The sequence below is a fragment of the Hydrogenophaga sp. genome, from assembly GCF_030373225.1.
In the GTDB taxonomy this organism is placed as follows: Bacteria; Pseudomonadota; Gammaproteobacteria; order Burkholderiales; family Burkholderiaceae_C; genus Hydrogenophaga.
The window spans coordinates 121,482-139,207 of record NZ_JAUCZG010000007.1; the positions used below are offsets into that span (position 1 = coordinate 121,482).

Consider the following 17,726-nt stretch of genomic DNA (forward strand, 5'->3'; position numbering starts at 1 on the left):
TGTCGAAAGCTGGCGTGACAGTTTCTTGACGCGCCGGGGAAGCTTTCGCGACAAGCGATCAAAGGACGCGCCGTCCTTCACGCCAGACGGCGCGCACCACACCGTGCTGCGAACCGTCGGGCAGGTCCACCAGCCGAACCTGGATCAGGTCGGCGCGCAGGCCGGGCTGCAGCGCGCCGCGGTCGTGCAGGCCGGTCGCGCGTGCCGGGTTCAACGACACCATGGCCACCGCTTCGGGCAGCGTGGCCAGGCCGTCGTGCGCCAGCCGCAAGGCGGCGCCCAGCAGGCTGCCCGGCACATAGTCGCTCGAGAGGATGTTGAGCAGCCCCGCGCGGGCCAGCTCGGCCGCCGCGACGTTGCCGGAGTGGGAGCCGCCGCGCACCACGTTCGGCCCGCCCATCACGGTCAACAGGCCACGTTGGTGGGCGGCGCGTGCGGCCGTGACGGTGGTCGGAAACTCCGACATGCTCGCGCCTTCCGCGTGCGCCTGGGCCACATGGCCTTCGGTGGTGTCGTCGTGGCTGGCCAGCGCGATGCCGTTGTCGCGGCAGTGGTCCACGAACCAGGCACGGTGCGGCGCGGCGTACCGCGCCTGCAGCTCGGCCGACAAGGCCAGCTGGCGCTGGAACTTGTCCTCGCTCCAGCCCTTCTTGCCGGTGAAGTAGGTGCGGGCCTGTTCGATGTCCTCCCACTGGCGCTGGCCCGGTGTGTGGTCCATGAGCGAGATCAGCGACAGGCGTTCATGGCCCTGGAAGGGCCCGAACAGTTCGATGGTGTTGGGCGCCGGCAGCTCGCAGCGCACGTGCAGGTGGTGGTCGGCCCGCAGCAGGCCGCTGCGGCCCGCGTGGTCGATGGTGTCCACCACCGAGTGCCAGGTGCTGCCGCGCAGGCTCTCGGGATCGGCATCACCCACGCCGAGCGCGTCGAACACCGTGGTGATGCCGGCCGCCGCCACTTCGGCGTCGTGCGCGATGAGGGCCGGCAGCGTGGCCCACTGCACCTTCGGGCGTGGCATGAGATGGCGCTCGAAGTTGTCGGTGTGCATCTCCACCAGGCCCGGCATCAGGTAGTCGCCCTCGCAATCGATGGCCGAGGCCAGCACCACATCGGTGTCGATGCTGTCGATCCGCCCGTCCCTGACGGCCAGGCTGCCCGGCATCACCCGGTCGGCAAGCACCAGCCGGGCGTTGCGGAAGGCGGCGCTCATGCGGCTCTCCGGAAGCTGGCCACGTCCACGTGGCGGGTGGCCACCGCATCGCCGACAGCGCGGTCGTGAAAGATGCCGATCACGGCCGAACCGGCCTGCACCGCTTCGCGAATCAGCTCGATCACGGTGGCCGTGTTGGCCGCGTCCAGCGATGCGGTGGGCTCGTCCAGCAACAACAGCGGGCGCTGGCGGATCATGTTGCGGGCGATGTTCACCCGCTGCTGCTCACCACCGGAGAAGGTGGCCGGCGGCAGCGACCACAGGGACTCGGGAATGCGCAGGCGTTGCAGCCAGCGGCGCGCCGTCGCGCGGGCGGCCTCCAGCTCCACGCCGGCCTCGACCAGCGGCTCGGCCACCACGTCGAGCGCGGGCACGCGCGGGATCACACGCAGGAACTGGCTGACATAGCCCACGGTGTCGCGGCGGATGCGCACCAGCGACCTCGCCTCGGCCGCGGTCAGGTCCAGCTCGGGCTCGCCGGGCGGACGCAGGAGGATGCGTCCGTCGGTGGCAAGGTAGTTCGCATAGATGAGCTTGAGCAGGGTGCTCTTGCCCTGCCCGGACGGACCGTCGAGCACCACGCATTCACCGGCGCTCACCCGCAGGTCGACCGCCTCGAGGACATGGAGTTCGGTCCCCTGCTGATGGTGCAGGGTGAAGGTCTTGCTCACGCCGCACAGCTCGAGCATGGGTGGGGTGGTGGTGTTCATGGCTGCAGGACAGACGAGACGAGGAGCTGGGTGTAGGGGTGTTGCGGGTCGTCCAGCACCTGGTCGGTGAGTCCGGTCTCCACGATGCGGCCCTGCTGCATGACGACCATGCGGTGGGCCAGCAGGCGGGCCACGGCCAGATCGTGCGTGACGATCACCACCGCCAGTTGCATCTGCTGGCCGAGCTGGCGCAACAGGTCGAGCAGGCGCGCCTGCACCGACACGTCCAGCCCCGAGGTGGGCTCGTCCATGAACACCAGCCGCGGGTGGGTGACCAGGTTGCGTGCGATCTGCAGGCGCTGGCGCATGCCGCCGGAGAAGGTGCGGGGAATGTCGTCGATGCGCGCCGGATCGATCTCGACCCGGGCCAGCCAGTCCATGGCGGTGCGGCGCAGGCGTCCGTAGTGGCGCTCCCCCAGACCCATGAGGCGCTCGCCCACGTTGGCACCGGCCGAGACATCCATGCGCAGGCCTTCGGCCGGGTTCTGGTGCACGAAGCCCCAGTCGGTGCGGGCGAGCAACCGCTGCTGCGCTTCGCTCAGGCGGTGCACGTCGTGCATGTGCCCGTCGCGCGCCTGGAACTCCACCGTCCCGGCGCCGGGCCGGTGGCGTGCCGCGATGGCGTTGAGCAGCGTGGTCTTGCCCGAACCCGACTCACCGACCACGGCCAGCACTTCACCGGGCCACAGGTCGAAAGAGGCGTCCTGCAGCGCCACGCGCGAACCGTAGTGCTGGCCAACCCGGCGCACGCGCAGGAGCGGCAGGCTGGAGGACGAAGGAGGAAGGGTGGTCATGTGGGGTCCTGAGGGGTTTCGCTGGCGGCGCGCCGCTCCTGGCAGTGGTCCGAGTCCGAGCACACGTGCATGCGGTCGCCGCTGTCGCTGGTGATGATTTCGTCCAGGAACGAATCGGTCGCGCCGCACAGAGCGCAGGCGGTGTCCCATGTCTGCACCTCGAACGGGTGGTCGTCGAACGCCAGGCTTTCCACGGGCGTGTAAGGCGGCACCGCGTAGATGCGTTTTTCCCGACCGGCGCCGAAGAGTTGCAGCGCGGGGTTCATGTGCAGCTTGGGGTTGTCGAACTTGGGGATCGGCGACGGCGCCATGAGGTAGCGCCCGTTGACCATGACGGGGTAGTCGTAGGTGGTGGCGATGTGGCCGTGGCGCGCGATGTCCTCATAGAGCTTGACGTGCATCAGCCCGTACTCCGCGAGCGCGTGCAGGGTGCGCGTCTCGGTGGCCCGGGGTTCGAGCCGCTGCATGGGCTCGGGCACCGGCACCTGGTACACCAGGATCTGGCCCTCGGCCAGCGGCGTCTCCGGAATGCGGTGACGCGTCTGGATGACGCTGGCCTGGCGCGTGCGCGTGGTGGTGGCCACCCCCGCGGTGCGCTGGAAGAAACGGCGGATGTTGACCGCATTGACGGTGTCGTCGGACCCCTGGTCGATCACCTTGAGGGTGTCGCCCGGGCCGATCACGGCGGCCGTGACCTGGATGCCGCCCGTGCCCCAGCCATACGGCAGCGGCATCTCGCGCGAACCGAAGGGAACCTGGTGCCCCGGGATGGCCACCGCCTTGAGAATGGCGCGGCGGATCATGCGCTTGGTGCGCTCGTCGAGGTAGGCGTAATTCACCCCCGCCTCGGTGGGTACCCCGGTGGGTGCGACCGCGCTGAAGGTGGACGGATCGATGGGCGCGTTCATGGCTGGCTCTCCTCGGGGCGCGGTGCGCGGGTCAGGGCCTCGGCGCGCATCTGGCGCACCAGCGCGAGCTCGGCCTGAAAGTCGACGTAATGCGGCAGCTTCAGGTGCTGCACGAAGCCCGAGGCCTCCAGGCTGTCGCTGTGCGAGAGCACGAACTCGGGCATCTGTGCCGGCGACTCGACCATTTCGCCGAGTTCTTCGGCCCGCAACGCACGGTCGACCAGGCTCATGGCCATGGCCTTGCGCTCGCTGTGGCCGAACGCCAGCCCGTAACCGCGGGTGAACGTGGGGGGCTCGCTGGCGCTGCCGGCGAACTGGTTGACCATCTCGCACTCGGTGATTTCGAGATCGCCGATGGAGATCGCAAACCCCAGCTCCTCCGGTTCCACCACCAGCTCCACCTGCCCCACCCGCAACTCGCCCACGAACGGATGGGTGTGTGCATAGCCGCGCTGGGTCGAGTACGCCATGGCGAGCAGGAAACCTTCGTCGGCACGCGCCAGGTTCTGCAGGCGCGTGGCCCGGTCGGCGGGAAAGCGCAGCGGTTCGCGCGTGAGGTCGCACGGCATCGGGTCTTCTGCGGGCGGCGGGCTGCGCTCGATCAGCCCTTCCTGGTTCAACAGGTCGATCACCCGCGGCACGTCGGCCAGCGGCGCCGGTGCCGGCTGCGCAGCAGGCGCCACCGCGCCTTCGGCCAGCAGCGCGAAGTCCAGCAGGCGCTGGGTGTAGTCGTGCGTGGGGCCCAGCAGTTGCCCGCCGGGCAGGTCCTTGAAGGTGGCCGAGATGCGCCGCTCCAGCTGCATGCGAGCGCTGTCCAGCGGGCAGGTGGTGCCCAGGCGCGGCAAGGTCGCGCGGTAGGCCCGCAGCAGAAAGATCGCCTCCACCAGATCGCCGCTGGCCTGCTTGATGGCCAGCGCCGCGAGCTCGGGGTCGTACACCGATCCTTCGGCCATCACACGGTCCACCGCCAGCTTGAGCTGCGAGCGGATCTGCGCCACCTCGAGCTCGGGCAACGCCGGGTCGCCCCGGCGCTGGCGGTCGAGCAGCCGGTAGCTGTTGAGGATGGCGGTTTCCCCGCCCTTGACGGCAACGTACATGTCAGGCCTCCACCGGCGAGCCGGCGTTGATGTGGACGGTCCGCGGCAGACCACAGATCGCATCCAGGGTGGTCAGGTAGACGTCAACGCCACGCGGAAAGGCCGCGTGGTTGGCCGCCCACTGCGCAACAAAGCCCGGGGGCAGGCCGGTGACGTCCAGCCCCTGGACGGTCTGGATGCCCGGACCGCTCAGGCTCAGGCGTTCGTCGCCCTGGAACGCTGCCAGCTCCAGCACCAGCGTGGCCGAGCCCTGCGGATCGACATCGGTGCCTTGCGCCAGCGTGGCCAGATCGGGCACGGTGTCGCCCTGCGCCACCCAAACGAATTGCGCCCCGGCCGCCGCCTCGACGCAGCGGCAACCGGTGTGAAAGCGCAGCCAGGCCGCGGTGGGCGAAGCGGCCAGGCGGGGAGAGAGCCAGAGCGTGCAATCGGCATCGAGCAGCGCCAGCAGCAGCACCGCGGCGGCGCCGTGACCACCGCCCGGACACTCGGCCTCGATCGGCATGGGCAGGATCCGGCCCGGATGGGACAGCGCGTGCAGCGCCACACGGAACACCGCCTGGCTGCCCAGGGCTTCGCTGGAGAAGCCGGCCCGCATGTCTTGAAGTGCATCGGCGCTCATGCGTCATCCCCTGCATCGGCGCCGCCGTCGGACTCGCGCACCATGGTGAAAAAGTCGACCCGGGTGCTCTGCGCGCGCGCCGCGCGCTCGCTGGCCAGCTGTTGCAGGTGTTCTCTGACCGGCTGCAGCAGGCGTGCATCAAGCGCGTCGGTGTGCCGGGGATCCTGCAGCAAGGCATCGGCCACCGCGGCCAGGGTGCAGCGCCGTGCATCGCGCCCCATCACCCAGGCCACGCCGGCTGGGGCGCCCTCCAGCCGCAGCGCGCACCGGGTGACGGTGATCTCGCCGAGGTTGAAGCGCTCTGCCGTGCCCCCCACCCGGCCCTGGACCATCATCAAACCGGTCTCGGGGCGGCGCAGCCAGTGCACGCCGGGACCGAGGTGGGTGGCCACCGAGTTCTCCAGCAGCGCCAGTGGCGCGCGCGCCAGCAGGGCCATCCAGTCGGGGCGTGGCAGCGGCCGGTTGGGCCCGCTGTTGTCAAAAGCGTGAAACATCGCGGTGTTACCCTGTCACTTGTATAGACAACTTGTCGATGCCGCCAGCGTAGGCCCAACAGATGTAGCTTTCATGACAAACCCGTCGACCCACACCATCGAGACCGGCGAACACTTCTGGACCCACATCGCCAACGAGATCGCCCAGGCGATCGGCCAGGGCGTGTACCCGCCGGGCCAGCGCCTGCCTTCCGAGCACTCGCTGGCCGAGCGCTTCGGCGTGAACCGACACACCATCCGCCGTTCGCTGGCGGCGCTGGTGCAGCGAGGCCTGGTGCGCGCCGAACAGGGCAGCGGCACCTATGTCGAGGATTTCGCGGTCGATCTGGCGATCGGCAAGCGCACGCGGCACCGGCAGAACCTGGCCCAGGCGGGTTTGCGCGGTGGCCTGCGGGTGCTGCACGACGAGCGCGTGCGCGCCACCGCCGACCAGGCGCGTGCGCTGCAGGTGGCCCCGCGCAGCCCTGTGCTGCACCTGCTGGTGCTCGGCGAAGGTGCGGGCCAGCCGCTGCACGTGAGCGACCGCTACTTTCCGCTGCCCCGCTTTCAAGGCCTGGCCGACGGGGTGCGCGAGAGCGGGTCGATCACGGCCGCGTTCACCGCCCTCGGCGTGAACGACTACATCCGGCACGAGAGCCGCATCAGCGCGCGCCTGCCCGATGCGCGCATCGCGGGTCATCTGCGCCAGGGCACGGCGCGACCGGCGCTGTACGTCACCAAGGTCAACACCGACATGCAGGGCCTGCCGATCGAATACGCCGAAACCTGGTTCGCCGGTGACCGGGTCACGCTGACGGTGAACCACGATGGTGAATGAAACGCCACACCGCGTCGCGCTGTACTGGGCACCCCGGCCCGGGAGCGCGCTGTGGCAGGCCGGCTGCCGCTGGCTCGGCCGCGATGCCGCCACCGGGGAACGGCCGCCGCAGCCCGTTGTCCCGGGCATCGCGGGCGACCGCTTCGCGTCGCTCACGGCCGAGCCGCGCCGCTACGGCTGGCACGCCACGCTGAAGCCCCCCTTTCGCCTGCGCGAGGGCACCGACCTGAACGACCTGGACGCTGCGCTGCAGGCGCTGGCCGGGCGCTTTTGCGCCAGTCCGATGCCTGCGCTGCGGGTGGAGCCCCTCGGCCAGTTCCTGGCCTTGCGCCCGCAGCAGGAAGCAGTGGCTGCGAACGCGCTGGCCGCGGCCTGCGTGCAGACGCTGCACCCCCTGAGCCAGCCGCTCTCGGCCGACGAATTGCAGCGCCGACGGCGCGCGCCGCTCACGGCGCACCAGGACGCGCTGCTGCAGCGCTGGGGCTATCCCTGGGTGTTCGACCAGTTCCGCTTCCATTGTTCCCTGACCGGGCCGCTGGACGCGCTGGACAACGAATCCCGCCACGCCGTGGTGCAGGCGGCGATCGACTTGTTCGACCCGCTGCCGCCGGTCAGGCTGGAGAGCATCGCGGTCTTCATCGAGCCCGGCCCCGGGGCCGATTTCCGGCTGCACCGGCACTGGGAGCTGGCGGCATGAACCATCGCCTGGTCTATGTGGTGGGGCCCTCCGGGGCGGGCAAGGACAGCCTGCTGCACTGGCTGGTGCAGCATCCGCCCGCGCACACCGACATCCAGCTGGCCCGGCGCACCGTCACGCGGCCTTCCATGGCCGGCGTCGAAGGAGACGAGGCGGTGGACACCACGGCATTTGCCGAGCTGTTGCGCGCGCAGGCGTTTGCCCTGCACTGGTCTGCAAACGGCCTGCACTACGGCATTCGAAGGCATGAACTGGCGGCGCTGACCACCGGGGCCTGGGTGCTGGTCAGTGGGTCGCGGGCCCACCTGCCCGTGGCGCAACAGCACTACCCCGGTCTGAGTGCGATTCACCTGCAGGCCAGCACCGAAGTGTTGCGCGAGCGACTGGCCGCGCGACGTCGCGAATCGGGCGCCGAGGTGGAGGCACGCCTGCAGCGGGCCGTGGCATTCGCGCCGCCGGCCGGTGCGTTCTGCATCACCAACGACGACGACCTGGCCAGCGCCGGACGGCAACTCAAGGCCCACCTGTTTCCGGCCGCGGCCCTGCAGCCGGGCTGAGTCGCCAGCCGACCTGCAGGGCGCTGTGGTCGCTGGGCGCGATGCCGCGGCCGTCGGGTCGATCGGCGCGCAGCACGGTGGCGGCGGACGTGACCTCCACCCTGGCAAGGCACAGCCCGGGCACCACCAGCACGTGGTCCAGCACCTGGCCGTGGCCCGACCCGTCGACATGCGTGGGTTCGCGCGGCTGGGCGGCGAGCGCAAAACTGTCCTGCAGGTGCCACGGCGCACCCATGAATGCGCTGAGCGCGGGCGAGCTCAGGGGCGCATTGAAATCGCCACAGACCACGGTCAGCGAGCGCGGCCCGATCTGGTCGAGGTGATCCAGCACCGAGCGCAGCTGGCGCTGGCGCAAGGCATCACCACAGGCCCCGCCGACGTGGCTGAGGTGGACGTTGGCCACGGTGACGCTGTAGCCGCCCAGCTGCAACTGCACCACCTGGGCCACCCGACCGCCATCGGCGTCGCTGGAAGGCAGGGTCAGGCTCTGCGCGTGCTGCACCGCCAGCCGGGTCAACACGGCCTGACCGGAAAAACTGGGAACCTCACGACCGTCCAGCCAGCGCAGCCGCGGCCGGGCCGGCGCCTGCAGCGCGCGCAGGCCGGTCGCCGCAGCCAGACGGGCAGCCGTGTCGGCGCTGCCGTCCCCGGCCGTGAAGGCCTCCTGCAGGGCCACCACGTCGGGTGCCAGGTCGATCAGCCCCTGCGCCAGCAGCCGCATGCGCTGGGCGTAGGCCCCGTCGCACTTCCAGCTGTTGATCGTGAGCAGGCTGAAGCTGGCCATGCTCAGGGTTCGACCCAGCCCACCGCTTCGGAAACCGGCACCGTCGCGCGCTGACGGGACGCCGGAGAACGGGCCAGGGCCGACTCCTGTGCAGCGTGCACCAGACGACCCGCCGCCAGGTGCAGCGTCACCCGCGCCGGCATCTCGGCCGGCGGCTCCACCACCAGCACATCGGCCCGCATGCCCACCGCGAGCTGCCCCCGGTCGTGCAGCCGGGCGGCATCCGCGGCGTTGGCCGACACCAGCGCCCAGGCCTGGGGGAAGCCACAGGCACCGTCGAGCGCCAGCCGGAACGGAGCCTGCAGCATGGCAGGGTAGTAGTAGTCGGAGGTGAGCACGGTGCACAGGCCTTCGGCCACCAGCGTGGCGGCACCGACAGCATGGCTCTGGTGGCTGCCACCGCGCACCACGTTCGGCGAACCCATCACCACGTGGTTGCCCAGTGCGCGCGCGGCTCGGGCGGTCTCGCGGTTCTTGGGGAACTCCGAGATGCTGCATGACAAGGCCTGGTAATCGTGGCGGACCTGTGGCGTGGGGTCGTCGTGCGAGGCCTGCGGGACTCCGGCGACCACCGCCGCTGCGGCCAGGCGGCCGATGGAGGCGGGCACCTCGCCGGCGCGCGAGGCCACCTGCCGCGCCAGCCGGCCCAGCGCCTCGGCGCCCAGGCCGGTTCGCTGCAGCACGGTCATGGCCTCCAGCGGGTTGTCCATCTTCTTCACGATGTCGGCCATGTGGTCGTTGAACGCCAGCAGCGCCACCCGGCCCTGCGCCAGCCAGCGCAGGGCGTCGGCTTCGCCGTCCAGGTTGAAGGTCTCCTGGCGCAGGTGCAAGCGGGTGTCGCAGGCCAGGTGCGGACGCACCGCCTCCAGCGCTTCCATCAGCGCCACCAGGCTGTCGCGGCTGCGCAAGCCCGGCTCCCACGAATGGGTCACCCCATGGAAGGCGGTGGAGATGCCGTTGGCCACCAGTTGCCGGTCGGTGTCGGCCAGCGCCAGGCGCATGTCGAAATGCACGCCGGGTCGCGGCATGAGCTGGCGCTCGAAGGCGTCGCCATGCAGATCGATCATGCCCGGCAGCACCAGACGTCCGCCCGCGTCGAGCACCGGGTGACCCCGCGTACCGTCGGTGATGTCGGTGATCACACCGTCTTCGATCACCACGACGGCGCCATCTTCAAACCCTGTCGGCAACAGCGTCCTGCCGCCAACGATCGCCCGGCTGTGTCGGTTCAACATGCCATCTCCTGTCTAGACAACTTAAAACGCCATGGTGCCGTCCGCAGATGACAGAACGACGACGCACACCCGCCGTGCGACTCTGTCATGAAAACTTCATGGCCGCTGCACGCCGGTGTCACGCGCAGCGACGAACCTCACGAAGTTGTCTAACCAACTTGGAGAAAACCCCCATGAAATCAATGTTCCGAGCAACCCGCCTGCTGGCGACCTTCACGCTGTGCGCAGCCACTGCGCTGGGCGCCAGCGCACAAACCCTGCGCATTGCCGTGACCGACATCGTGGGTCTGGAGAACCTGCAGCGCGAGTACGCGCCGTTCCAGAAAATCCTGTCCGAAAAATCGGGCCTGAAGGTCGAGCTGTTCCCGGTGCCCAACCGCACCGCAGCGGTGGAGGCACTGAACGCGAAGAAGATCGATCTTGTGCTGACCGGCCCGGCCGAATACGTGGTGTTCAAGAAGCGCACCGACGCCAAGCTGGTCGTGGGCTTCAGCCGTCCGGAGTACTACGGCTCGGTGGTGACGCTGGTGGGTTCCGGCGTGGACGGCGTGGACGACCTCAAGGGCAGAAAGGTGGCCCTGGGTGACGTGGGCTCGACCTCGCGCCACCTCGCCCCGATCCAGGTGCTGGCCGACCTCGGCCTGCAGCCGCAGCGCGACCTGCAGGTGATGCACATCAACCGCAACGTGGCGGTGGAAGCCATGAAGCGCGGCGACGTGGCCGCCATCGGCATCAACCGCACCGACCTGCCCGGTCTGAGCAAGAAGTTTCCCGACGTGGTGTTCAAGGTGATCGCGCGCGGCCGCGACCTGCCCAACGATGTGTTGCTGGCCGGCGCCCATGTGCCCGATGCGGTGGTGGCCAACATGAAGAAGGTGTTCAGCGAGAACAGCGAGGCGCTCATCAACGCGGTGCTGCTCGGCCCCGACGAAAACCAGAAGTTCCGCGGCATGGCCTTCATCCCCACCGTCGCCGACAGCGACTACAACTACGTGCGCAAGATGTACGCCACCATCGGCCAGCCGCAGTTCGCCACCTTCGTGGGCGACTGAGTGGCTCGCAACGCATTGGCCAGCGAGCACAGGTCCATGGTCCTCCACGACGCCCAGGTGGTCGGCTTCATGCCGCAGGGTTCCGGTGCATCCGCCGCGCCGGACGGGTCACCGCCGCCCGGTGGCGTCTGGCCCGACCTCGTGGTGCGCGGTGTGGGCAAGGCCTTCTCGCCGGGTGCACCGGTGCTCGCCGACATCTGCTTTTCGGTGCCCGCCGGCCAGTCGGTGGCGTTGATCGGCTCCAACGGCGCGGGCAAGTCCACGCTGCTGCGCTGCTGCATGCACCTGATCGCGCCCGACCAGGGCAGCGTGCAGTTGTTCGGGCAGTCGCTGCAGGCGCAGACCGCCAGCGGTCTGCGCGGGCTGCGCGCCCAGGTGGGCTTCGTGTTCCAGAAGCACAACCTGGTGCCCCGCCTGTCGGCGCTGTCCAACGTGCTGCACGGCGCACTGACCCGCACCCCACCCGGCCGGGCCTGGTTCCAGGGCACGGCGCCGCGCCACCTGCGCGACGAGGCCATGCACTGCCTGGAGCGGGTGGGCCTCGCCGACCACGCGCTCAAGCGAGCCGATCACCTCTCGGGTGGGCAGTCCCAGCGGGTGGCCGTGGCACGTGCGCTGATGCAGCGCCCGCGCTTTCTGGTGGCCGACGAGCCCGCCGCCAGCCTGGACCCGGTCTCGGGTGACGAGGTGATGGGACTCTTTGCCAGCCTCGTGAAGCGCGATGGCCTGACCCTCCTGTTCACCTCGCACGATCTGAGCCATGCGCTGCGTTATGCAGACCGAGTGATCGCCCTCAACCGCGGGCGCATCGTCAAGGACACCCCGTCCGCCCGGACCGATGCAACCGCCCTCAGAAGTCTGTATGACATCGCCAACCCCGCTGCCGACACACGCCTTGCCGCCACGCTTTGAGCGCATGAGCGCGGGCGCCTTCGTGGCCTGCACTGTTGCCGCCGCGTTCTTCCTGTGGGCGCTCAAGGGCACGGGTGTGTCGCTGACCGACTTCTTCGAGGGATTTCCACAGATGGGCCGGCTGGTGGGCGAGATGCTTCCCCCCTCGACGGCGCGGCTGGAGGCGGTGGGGCGCGCCTTGCTGGAGACCTTTCAGATGGCGCTGGTGGGAACGGTGGTCGGCGTGCTGCTGAGCGTGCCCATCGCCGTGCTGGCGACACCGCACCTGTCGCCCCACCCGGCCGTCTACCACGCCGCGCGCACCCTGATCGCCTTCTTTCGCACCGTGCCCGATCTGGTGTGGGCGCTGCTGTTCGTGGTGTCGGTCGGGCTCGGTCCGTTCGCCGGCACGCTGGCTCTGATCGTGGACAAGATCGGGTTTTGCGGCCGCTTCTTCGCCGAAGCCATGGAAGAAGTCGACCGCGGCCCGCAGGAGGCGCTCTCGGCCATGGGCGCGAGCAAACCGTCGATCATCATGTGCGCCGTGATCCCCGCGGCACTGCCCTCGTTCATCAACACCTCGCTGTTCAGCCTGGAGAAGGCCACGCGATCCTCGGTGATCCTGGGATTGGTCGGCGCGGGTGGCATCGGCATCGAGCTCAAGGTCGCCATGGACCTGTTCAGCTACGACGAGGCAGCCACCATCATCCTGGCCATCTTCGCGCTGGTGCTGGTGGTCGAACGGGTGAGTGCCGTTCTGCGCAGACGGGTTCTCTGAGACCGGCGAGCACCCGCCCGGGCGAGCTCAGCGCTGGCCGTCGTGCACCGACACCTTGTCCTTGCTCAGGCCGCCCAGGCGAGCGTGGATGCGCCCCCCGGTTCCCATCACGAGGGCAAACAGGATCTCGTTCGGGCGCGGCGCGTCCTGGATGCCGATTTCCATGCTGTTGTAGTGGCTGCGCACGTAGGCGGCGTGAATGTAGTGCAGGGGCACCATCAGCCGGTAGCCGGTGGCGGCCACGGCCTTGGACGCAGGAACAATCGCCTTGGGCTCGCCCAGCACCGCGCGCATGGCCCAGCCACCGGCCTCGTGCCAGACAGCGGCGTGTTCGAGCTCCCCGTTCACGCCCACGATGGCGGCCTTGCTGTACACCTCCACCTGCTCGCGCCCCAGGGTGCCCACCAGTTCCTCGGCCAGCAGCGTGCCCAGGCTGCGCAGCTCGGCCATGAACGGCAGCAGGTCGGGCTCGTAGTGCCCCGCATAAGGGTTGCGGATGACCGCGCAAGCCGCTGCCAGCTTCAGCGGAACCGCCGCTGGCGGCCCCCCCTCGTGGTAGATGGTTTCGATGGTCAGGCTGCGCTTGCGGATTTCGATCAATGACATGGTGTGCAGGGGGATGGGAGCTGGGGGAAGGGTTCAGCGCAGGCGGGCGCCGCTCATTGTTTGGGAATTTTGGCGTCGGCCACCACCTGCGACCAGCGCTGGGTTTCGTTGGCCACCAGGGTTTTCATCTCGTCGGGTGTGCTGCCACGGGCCTCACCCCCCATCTCCTCCAGGCGGGCCTTCACCGCCGGCAACTGCAGGGCCTTGTTGATCTCGGCGTTGAGCCGGTCGAGCACCGGTTTGGGCAGCCCGGCCGGGGCCATCACGCCGGCCCACGAGCGCACGTCGTAACCTGCCACGCCCTGCTCGGCGACGGTGGGCACCTCGGGCAGACCGGGCCAGCGCTGTGGTCCGGTGGCGGCCAGCGCGCGCAGTTTGCCGCCCTTGATGTTGGACAGCACGGCCGTGGGCGGCGCGATGATGATGGGCACATCGCCCGCAAGCAGCGCGGTCAGCGAAGCCGAGTCGCCCCGGTACGGCACGTGCAGCATCTGCACGCCGGCCATCCTGGCCAGCAGTTCGCCCGCGAGGTGGTGCGTGGAGCCGATGCCGGCGGTGCCGTAGGCGACGGAGCCGGGCGCGGCGCGGGCCGCCGCCAGCACGTCGGCAAAGCTCTTGAACTTCGACTCGGCGTTGGTCACCACCAGGAAGGGGAAGAAGGTGAGGGTGGAGACGGCGTCGAAGTCCTGCACCGTGCGGTAGGGCAGCGAGTTGTAGAGCGCGCCGGCGACCGCGTGGCCACCGGTGGCCAGCAGCAGGGTGTAGCCATCGGGTTTGGCGCGCGCCACGGTTCCCGCGGCCAGCGTGCCGCCCGCGCCGCTTTGTGACTCCACCACGATCGGCTGGCCCAGCGTCTTGCCGATCTCCATGCCGATGACACGTGCGATGTTGTCGGCGTTGCCGCCCGGGGCAAAGCCCTGGAGCATGCGGATGGGACGCTCCGGATAGGTCTCGGCGTGGGCCGGGAACCAGGGCGTGACGGCCAGGGCGGCGCCGGCCTGCATCAAATGTCTGCGTTGCATGGAATGTCTCCTTTGCGGGTGGTGGAAGAAGCGGTCGCCACGGTCTGTGCCGTGCCTTTGTTCCGCGGGTTGGAAATCGGGTCAGGGTTGCAGCACGATCTTTCCGGTGACCAGACCCGCGTCCAGCAGGACATGGGCCTGGCGGGCTTCGGTCAACGGCAGCAGGGTGGGGGCGGGCGCGCGCACATGGCCGGCCGCCATCAGGTCGATGGCACCCTGCATCAGCGCGCGCCGGCGCCCGGTGTCTTCGTCGAAGGTGTGCATGGAGAAGCAGCGCACCGCCAGGCTGCGCCCGAGCAGGCTGCGCAGGGTGGCGAACACATCCTGCGCGGGCGGGCCGGCGACGATGTTGTAGGAGACCGCGGTGCCCAGCGGCGCCAGGCTGTGCAGACAGTCGATGAAGGTCTGGCCACCGATCGGGTCCAGCGCCAGATCGACACCCACGCCGTCGGTGAGCGCCTTCACGCGCTGCGGCAGGTCGGTCAACGCGGGGTCGAGCACCGCATCAAAACCCTGTGTGAGCGCATGGCTGCGCTTGTCGGCGGTGCGGGCCGTGCCCAGGGTGCGCATCTGGTGGTGCCGCGCGAGCTGGGCCAGCATGGTGGCCACCCCGCCGGAGGCACCGGTGATGAGCACGCTGCGGGCGTCGGCCCGGCCACCGTTGAGCCCCAGCAGCAGCGCCCGGGCCAGCTGCAGGTTGGGCAGGCTGACCGCGTCGGCGAAGGCGATCGCCTCGGGCAGGCGGTAGGGCGCGGCTTCGGGCACGACGATGGCCTGCACATAACAGCCGCCGCGCTGTGGCAGATCGCGCGCACTGACCAGCACCCGGTCACCCACGGCCCACTGCGTCACACCCGGGCCCACCTGGTCCACCACACCGGCCAGCTCGGCACCGGGAATGGCGGGCAGCGGCGGCATCCATTTGTAGGTGCCGGCGCGGATCAGCGCGTCGGGTCGTCCCACGCCGATCGCCTGGGCCCGCACACGCACCGTGCCGACCTCGGCCTGCGGCTCCGGCAGCGAGACCAGCTGCAGCGCATCGGGACCGCCCGGCGTGTGGACCTGGATCGCCTGCACGGGCTTCGCTCAGTCCTGGGCCACGACCGGATTGACCAGCGTGCCGACGCGCTCGATCTCGACCTCGCACACATCGCCAGGTTTCATGAACCACTGCGGCTTGCGGCTCCAGCCCACACCGGCCGGTGTGCCGGTGGCGATCACATCGCCGGGCACCAGGGTGAAGATGGTGGAGGCGTAGCTGATGAGCTTGGCAATGGGGAAGATCATGTGGCCGGTGTGGCTGGACTGCACCACCGTGCCGTTGAGCCGCACTTCGAGCTTGAGCTCGGCGTTGGGCTCGATCTCGTCGGCGGTCACCATCCAGGGGCCGAAGCCGCCGGTGGCTTCGAAGTTCTTGCCCGAGGCGATCTGTTTGGCATGAAACTGCCACTCGCGCACGCTGCCGTCGTTGTAGCAGGCGTAGCCGGCCACATGCTCGAAGGCCTTGTCCTGCGGGATGTCGCGCCCGGGCTTGCCGATGATCACGGCCAGCTCGCCCTCCCAGTCCAGCGAGCCGGAGACGCGCGGGCACACGATCGGCTGGCCGTGGGCCACCTGCGAGCGCCACACGCGCAGGAAGATCGGCGGCTCTTCGGTCAGCTCGCGCTGCATGCCGGCGGCCAGCACTTCCTGGTGGTGGTCCATGTAGTTGCGCACGGCGCAGACGATCTTCTCGGGGCGCGGAATCACCGGCAGGTAGGTGATCGAGGAAAGGGCTCCGTCCACCGGCTGGCCCGCTGCGTCCTGCGCCGCCTGCTGCCAGCGCCCGGCACCGATGTAGTCGGCCAGCGTGGGGTATTGCGCGAAGGCCCGGCTGAGGTTGACGACGTTCTCGCCCACGGCGGCGCCGTAACTCTCCTGTCCGTTGTGAAGGTATGAAAGCAGCCGCATGAAGTCTCCTGATGGATGGGATGGGGTGGTGAAGACGGGTGGAGTCAGGCGTCGGGCGCCGCCTGCGCGAAGCGGGCTTTCCACTGGTCGATCGGCATGAAGGTCGGGTCGGCGCGGCAGATCGCCTCGGTCTCGCGCATCAGTTCCTCGTCGCTCTTCTCGAGATCCAGCGGGTCGCCGTGCGGCTGGGCCACGTAGTACGGCGTGTCGATGTAGACCTCCACCGTGTTGCCCTCGGGGTCCGAGAAATAGATGGACAGCGCATTGCCGTGGTTGAGCCCGCGCATCTTCGTGGCGCCAGCGTCCAGTGCGCTTTGGCGGATCTCGCGCATCGACTGGATGCTGGGCACCACGAAGGAGATCTGCATGACCGTGCTGAAGGTGGCCTCTTTCGGGCGACCGCCGGCGATCACGAGCTGGTGGTGCTGGTCCGGGCTGGCGCTCAGAAAGATCAGGTCGACGGGAAAGGTCTTGCCCTGGCCGCGATCGGTCTGCGTCAGGCCGAACACCCGGGTGTAGAAATTCACCAGCAGGTCGGGATCGGTGGCGTAGATGCCGAAGTGCGAAGGCGTGGGCCGGGTCACTGAAAGCATGGGCTGTCTTTCTCGAAAGGGCTGGACTTGGGGGTCAGTTGGCGCTGGCGCGCATGCGCAGCAGGGCCGCTTCCACGCTGCGCTGCGTGCCCTGCGTGTGCTCCGACAGCACAGCGCACGCGGTGTCTGCATCGCGCTTGAGCACCGCCTCCAGCAGGCGTTTGTGTTCACGGCTCTTGCTGCGCGAGGTCACCCGGTGGCGGGCCGAAAAGCGTCGGTAGCGTTCGGCCTGGTCGAACAGGCTGGCACACAGCAGGCGCTGGCGCCCCGACGGGCAGCCGGACAGCAGGCACAGGTGGAAGTCGCGGTGCAGACGGCTCCAGTTTTCGTCCAGCACCTGCGGGCCATCGCCGAGCTGGGCCTCGGCACGCTCCAGTCGGTGCGCGGCCGCCACCACCGCCGCCTCCCAGGCCTCGTCGCCGTGCTCGATGGCCAGGCGCAGCGCCGGGACTTCGACCATCAGGCGCATGTGGGTCAGGTCGTGCAGGTCCTCGGACGAGATCGCCGCCACCCGAAAGCCGCGCCGGTCATCGGCCTTGACCAGGCCCTCCTGGCTCAGGCGGTTCAGGGCCTCGCGCAGCGGACTGCTGGAGTAGCCATAGGCTTCCTGCAGCTCGTCGAGCTTGAGCTTGGCACCGGGCGCATGGGCACCACCGATGACGTCGCGCCGCAGACGCAGGAACGCCTGCTCCGACAGGGTGTGGCCGGCGAGGGAGGCAGATTCGGAATGTTCAATATTTTGCACAAAGTGGATTTTGTGCAAAAAATGAAGATCGTGCAAGAAATATCGGCGGCCGGCCCGATGCCGCCGACGCCGGCGGGCTCTCGGAACAGGTCAGCCGCGGTGTTCAGGCGACCCGCCGCGCCGGGATCAGAAGCGCCGCGAGAGCTCGATGCCGGCCGAGAGCGATC

Annotated in this window: 22 protein-coding genes; 7 read left to right on the forward strand and 15 right to left on the reverse strand. The window is 69.4% G+C overall.

All coding sequences use genetic code 11. The features are described from left to right. Nucleotides 1–58: 58 nt before the first annotated feature. The 7 genes from QUV35_RS06235 to phnG are packed head-to-tail and all read right to left on the reverse strand — an operon-like array spanning nucleotide 59 to nucleotide 5,832. On the reverse strand, nucleotides 59–1,207 hold the full coding sequence (locus QUV35_RS06235; RefSeq protein ID WP_300871661.1) for an alpha-D-ribose 1-methylphosphonate 5-triphosphate diphosphatase: 1,149 nt from the start codon (nucleotides 1,205–1,207) through the stop codon (nucleotides 59–61). After that, on the reverse strand, nucleotides 1,204–1,917 hold the full coding sequence (phnL, locus tag QUV35_RS06240) for a phosphonate C-P lyase system protein PhnL (protein ID WP_300871662.1): 714 nt from the start codon (nucleotides 1,915–1,917) through the stop codon (nucleotides 1,204–1,206). Before phnL ends, QUV35_RS06235 begins: the two co-directional genes overlap by 4 nt. Next, the gene (phnK, locus tag QUV35_RS06245; protein WP_300871663.1) at nucleotides 1,914–2,711 is read right to left on the reverse strand and encodes a phosphonate C-P lyase system protein PhnK; all 798 of its coding nucleotides are present in this window, start codon (nucleotides 2,709–2,711) and stop codon (nucleotides 1,914–1,916) included. Before phnK ends, phnL begins: the two co-directional genes overlap by 4 nt. Beyond that, a complete protein-coding gene (locus tag QUV35_RS06250) occupies nucleotides 2,708–3,619 on the reverse strand; it encodes an alpha-D-ribose 1-methylphosphonate 5-phosphate C-P-lyase PhnJ (RefSeq protein ID WP_300871665.1) in 912 nt (303 codons plus the stop codon). Before QUV35_RS06250 ends, phnK begins: the two co-directional genes overlap by 4 nt. Continuing rightward, the gene (locus QUV35_RS06255) at nucleotides 3,616–4,716 is read right to left on the reverse strand and encodes a carbon-phosphorus lyase complex subunit PhnI (protein ID WP_300871666.1); all 1,101 of its coding nucleotides are present in this window, start codon (nucleotides 4,714–4,716) and stop codon (nucleotides 3,616–3,618) included. Before QUV35_RS06255 ends, QUV35_RS06250 begins: the two co-directional genes overlap by 4 nt. Nucleotide 4,717: 1 nt before the next feature. After that, nucleotides 4,718–5,338, reverse strand: coding sequence for a phosphonate C-P lyase system protein PhnH (gene phnH, locus QUV35_RS06260; protein ID WP_300871667.1), 621 nt, complete (start codon nucleotides 5,336–5,338; stop codon nucleotides 4,718–4,720). After that, entirely contained in the window at nucleotides 5,335–5,832 is a 498-nt protein-coding gene (phnG, locus tag QUV35_RS06265; protein ID WP_300871668.1) for a phosphonate C-P lyase system protein PhnG, read from the reverse strand. The genes phnH and phnG overlap by 4 nt, the downstream gene beginning before the upstream one ends. A gap of 73 nt (nucleotides 5,833–5,905) precedes the next feature. Between phnG and phnF the strand changes: the two genes are divergently transcribed. Genes phnF through phnN form a run of 3 tightly spaced genes read left to right on the forward strand, consistent with a single transcriptional unit; the run spans nucleotide 5,906 to nucleotide 7,903 of the window. Next, nucleotides 5,906–6,649, forward strand: coding sequence for a phosphonate metabolism transcriptional regulator PhnF (phnF, locus tag QUV35_RS06270; RefSeq protein WP_300871670.1), 744 nt, complete (start codon nucleotides 5,906–5,908; stop codon nucleotides 6,647–6,649). Continuing rightward, a complete protein-coding gene (locus tag QUV35_RS06275) occupies nucleotides 6,639–7,346 on the forward strand; it encodes a DUF1045 domain-containing protein (RefSeq protein WP_300871672.1) in 708 nt (235 codons plus the stop codon). Before phnF ends, QUV35_RS06275 begins: the two co-directional genes overlap by 11 nt. Beyond that, a complete protein-coding gene (gene phnN, locus QUV35_RS06280; protein WP_300871673.1) occupies nucleotides 7,343–7,903 on the forward strand; it encodes a phosphonate metabolism protein/1,5-bisphosphokinase (PRPP-forming) PhnN in 561 nt (186 codons plus the stop codon). Before QUV35_RS06275 ends, phnN begins: the two co-directional genes overlap by 4 nt. Here phnN and QUV35_RS06285 read toward each other — a convergent pair. After that, the gene (locus QUV35_RS06285) at nucleotides 7,860–8,687 is read right to left on the reverse strand and encodes an endonuclease/exonuclease/phosphatase family protein (protein ID WP_300871675.1); all 828 of its coding nucleotides are present in this window, start codon (nucleotides 8,685–8,687) and stop codon (nucleotides 7,860–7,862) included. The genes phnN and QUV35_RS06285 overlap by 44 nt on opposite strands. 2 nt (nucleotides 8,688–8,689) lie before the next feature. Continuing rightward, nucleotides 8,690–9,922 (reverse strand): alpha-D-ribose 1-methylphosphonate 5-triphosphate diphosphatase, encoded by a 1,233-nt coding sequence (locus QUV35_RS06290; RefSeq protein WP_300871677.1) that lies wholly within the window; start codon nucleotides 9,920–9,922, stop codon nucleotides 8,690–8,692. Between the two features lie 173 nt (nucleotides 9,923–10,095). On the opposite strand from QUV35_RS06290, the gene QUV35_RS06295 reads away from it, so the two are divergent. From QUV35_RS06295 to phnE, 3 genes are read left to right on the forward strand one after another with little or no spacing between them, the layout of a single operon-like run. After that, the gene (locus tag QUV35_RS06295; RefSeq protein WP_300871678.1) at nucleotides 10,096–10,974 is read left to right on the forward strand and encodes a PhnD/SsuA/transferrin family substrate-binding protein; all 879 of its coding nucleotides are present in this window, start codon (nucleotides 10,096–10,098) and stop codon (nucleotides 10,972–10,974) included. Between the two features lie 36 nt (nucleotides 10,975–11,010). After that, nucleotides 11,011–11,886 carry a phosphonate ABC transporter ATP-binding protein gene (locus tag QUV35_RS06300; protein ID WP_300871680.1) on the forward strand — a complete coding sequence of 292 codons (876 nt, stop codon included), beginning with the start codon at nucleotides 11,011–11,013 and terminating at the stop codon, nucleotides 11,884–11,886. Further along, on the forward strand, nucleotides 11,837–12,643 hold the full coding sequence (gene phnE, locus QUV35_RS06305; RefSeq protein ID WP_300871682.1) for a phosphonate ABC transporter, permease protein PhnE: 807 nt from the start codon (nucleotides 11,837–11,839) through the stop codon (nucleotides 12,641–12,643). Before QUV35_RS06300 ends, phnE begins: the two co-directional genes overlap by 50 nt. Before the next feature lie 27 nt (nucleotides 12,644–12,670). Here phnE and QUV35_RS06310 read toward each other — a convergent pair whose 3' ends face one another. The 6 genes from QUV35_RS06310 to QUV35_RS06335 form a co-directional block, all read right to left on the reverse strand. Beyond that, nucleotides 12,671–13,249, reverse strand: a complete 579-nt coding sequence (locus QUV35_RS06310) for an amino acid synthesis family protein (RefSeq protein ID WP_300871683.1) — start codon at nucleotides 13,247–13,249, stop codon at nucleotides 12,671–12,673. Between the two features lie 53 nt (nucleotides 13,250–13,302). Continuing rightward, nucleotides 13,303–14,253, reverse strand: coding sequence for a tripartite tricarboxylate transporter substrate binding protein (locus tag QUV35_RS06315; RefSeq protein ID WP_300871699.1), 951 nt, complete (start codon nucleotides 14,251–14,253; stop codon nucleotides 13,303–13,305). A 99-nt stretch (nucleotides 14,254–14,352) separates the two neighbouring features. Beyond that, nucleotides 14,353–15,348, reverse strand: coding sequence for a zinc-dependent alcohol dehydrogenase family protein (locus QUV35_RS06320; protein ID WP_300871685.1), 996 nt, complete (start codon nucleotides 15,346–15,348; stop codon nucleotides 14,353–14,355). 9 nt (nucleotides 15,349–15,357) lie between these two features. Then, nucleotides 15,358–16,221: a fumarylacetoacetate hydrolase family protein gene (locus QUV35_RS06325; protein WP_300871687.1), complete on the reverse strand. Its 864-nt coding sequence runs from the start codon at nucleotides 16,219–16,221 to the stop codon at nucleotides 15,358–15,360. 44 nt (nucleotides 16,222–16,265) lie between these two features. Then, nucleotides 16,266–16,814, reverse strand: a complete 549-nt coding sequence (locus tag QUV35_RS06330) for a VOC family protein (protein WP_300871688.1) — start codon at nucleotides 16,812–16,814, stop codon at nucleotides 16,266–16,268. Between the two features lie 34 nt (nucleotides 16,815–16,848). Further along, nucleotides 16,849–17,559 (reverse strand): FCD domain-containing protein, encoded by a 711-nt coding sequence (locus QUV35_RS06335; RefSeq protein ID WP_300871690.1) that lies wholly within the window; start codon nucleotides 17,557–17,559, stop codon nucleotides 16,849–16,851. On the opposite strand from QUV35_RS06335, the gene QUV35_RS06340 reads away from it, so the two are divergent. After that, nucleotides 17,542–17,726 (forward strand): hypothetical protein (locus tag QUV35_RS06340; RefSeq protein ID WP_300871692.1); only part of this gene is annotated, 185 nt, incomplete at its 3' end. The genes QUV35_RS06335 and QUV35_RS06340 overlap by 18 nt on opposite strands.

Bases quoted from the DNA above. Each gene is read 5' to 3' on its own strand.
- QUV35_RS06235 (WP_300871661.1), bottom strand. From the start codon at position 1,207: ATGAGCGCCGCCTTCCGCAACGCCCGGCTGGTGCTTGCCGACCGGGTG.
- phnL (WP_300871662.1), bottom strand. From the start codon at position 1,917: ATGAACACCACCACCCCACCCATGCTCGAGCTGTGCGGCGTGAGCAAG.
- phnK (WP_300871663.1), bottom strand. From the start codon at position 2,711: ATGACCACCCTTCCTCCTTCGTCCTCCAGCCTGCCGCTCCTGCGCGTG.
- QUV35_RS06250 (WP_300871665.1), bottom strand. From the start codon at position 3,619: ATGAACGCGCCCATCGATCCGTCCACCTTCAGCGCGGTCGCACCCACC.
- QUV35_RS06255 (WP_300871666.1), bottom strand. From the start codon at position 4,716: ATGTACGTTGCCGTCAAGGGCGGGGAAACCGCCATCCTCAACAGCTAC.
- phnH (WP_300871667.1), bottom strand. From the start codon at position 5,338: ATGAGCGCCGATGCACTTCAAGACATGCGGGCCGGCTTCTCCAGCGAA.
- phnG (WP_300871668.1), bottom strand. From the start codon at position 5,832: ATGTTTCACGCTTTTGACAACAGCGGGCCCAACCGGCCGCTGCCACGC.
- phnF (WP_300871670.1), top strand. From the start codon at position 5,906: ATGACAAACCCGTCGACCCACACCATCGAGACCGGCGAACACTTCTGG.
- QUV35_RS06275 (WP_300871672.1), top strand. From the start codon at position 6,639: ATGGTGAATGAAACGCCACACCGCGTCGCGCTGTACTGGGCACCCCGG.
- phnN (WP_300871673.1), top strand. From the start codon at position 7,343: ATGAACCATCGCCTGGTCTATGTGGTGGGGCCCTCCGGGGCGGGCAAG.
- QUV35_RS06285 (WP_300871675.1), bottom strand. From the start codon at position 8,687: ATGGCCAGCTTCAGCCTGCTCACGATCAACAGCTGGAAGTGCGACGGG.
- QUV35_RS06290 (WP_300871677.1), bottom strand. From the start codon at position 9,922: ATGTTGAACCGACACAGCCGGGCGATCGTTGGCGGCAGGACGCTGTTG.
- QUV35_RS06295 (WP_300871678.1), top strand. From the start codon at position 10,096: ATGAAATCAATGTTCCGAGCAACCCGCCTGCTGGCGACCTTCACGCTG.
- QUV35_RS06300 (WP_300871680.1), top strand. From the start codon at position 11,011: ATGGTCCTCCACGACGCCCAGGTGGTCGGCTTCATGCCGCAGGGTTCC.
- phnE (WP_300871682.1), top strand. From the start codon at position 11,837: ATGACATCGCCAACCCCGCTGCCGACACACGCCTTGCCGCCACGCTTT.
- QUV35_RS06310 (WP_300871683.1), bottom strand. From the start codon at position 13,249: ATGTCATTGATCGAAATCCGCAAGCGCAGCCTGACCATCGAAACCATC.
- QUV35_RS06315 (WP_300871699.1), bottom strand. From the start codon at position 14,253: ATGCAGGCCGGCGCCGCCCTGGCCGTCACGCCCTGGTTCCCGGCCCAC.
- QUV35_RS06325 (WP_300871687.1), bottom strand. From the start codon at position 16,221: ATGCGGCTGCTTTCATACCTTCACAACGGACAGGAGAGTTACGGCGCC.
- QUV35_RS06330 (WP_300871688.1), bottom strand. From the start codon at position 16,814: ATGCTTTCAGTGACCCGGCCCACGCCTTCGCACTTCGGCATCTACGCC.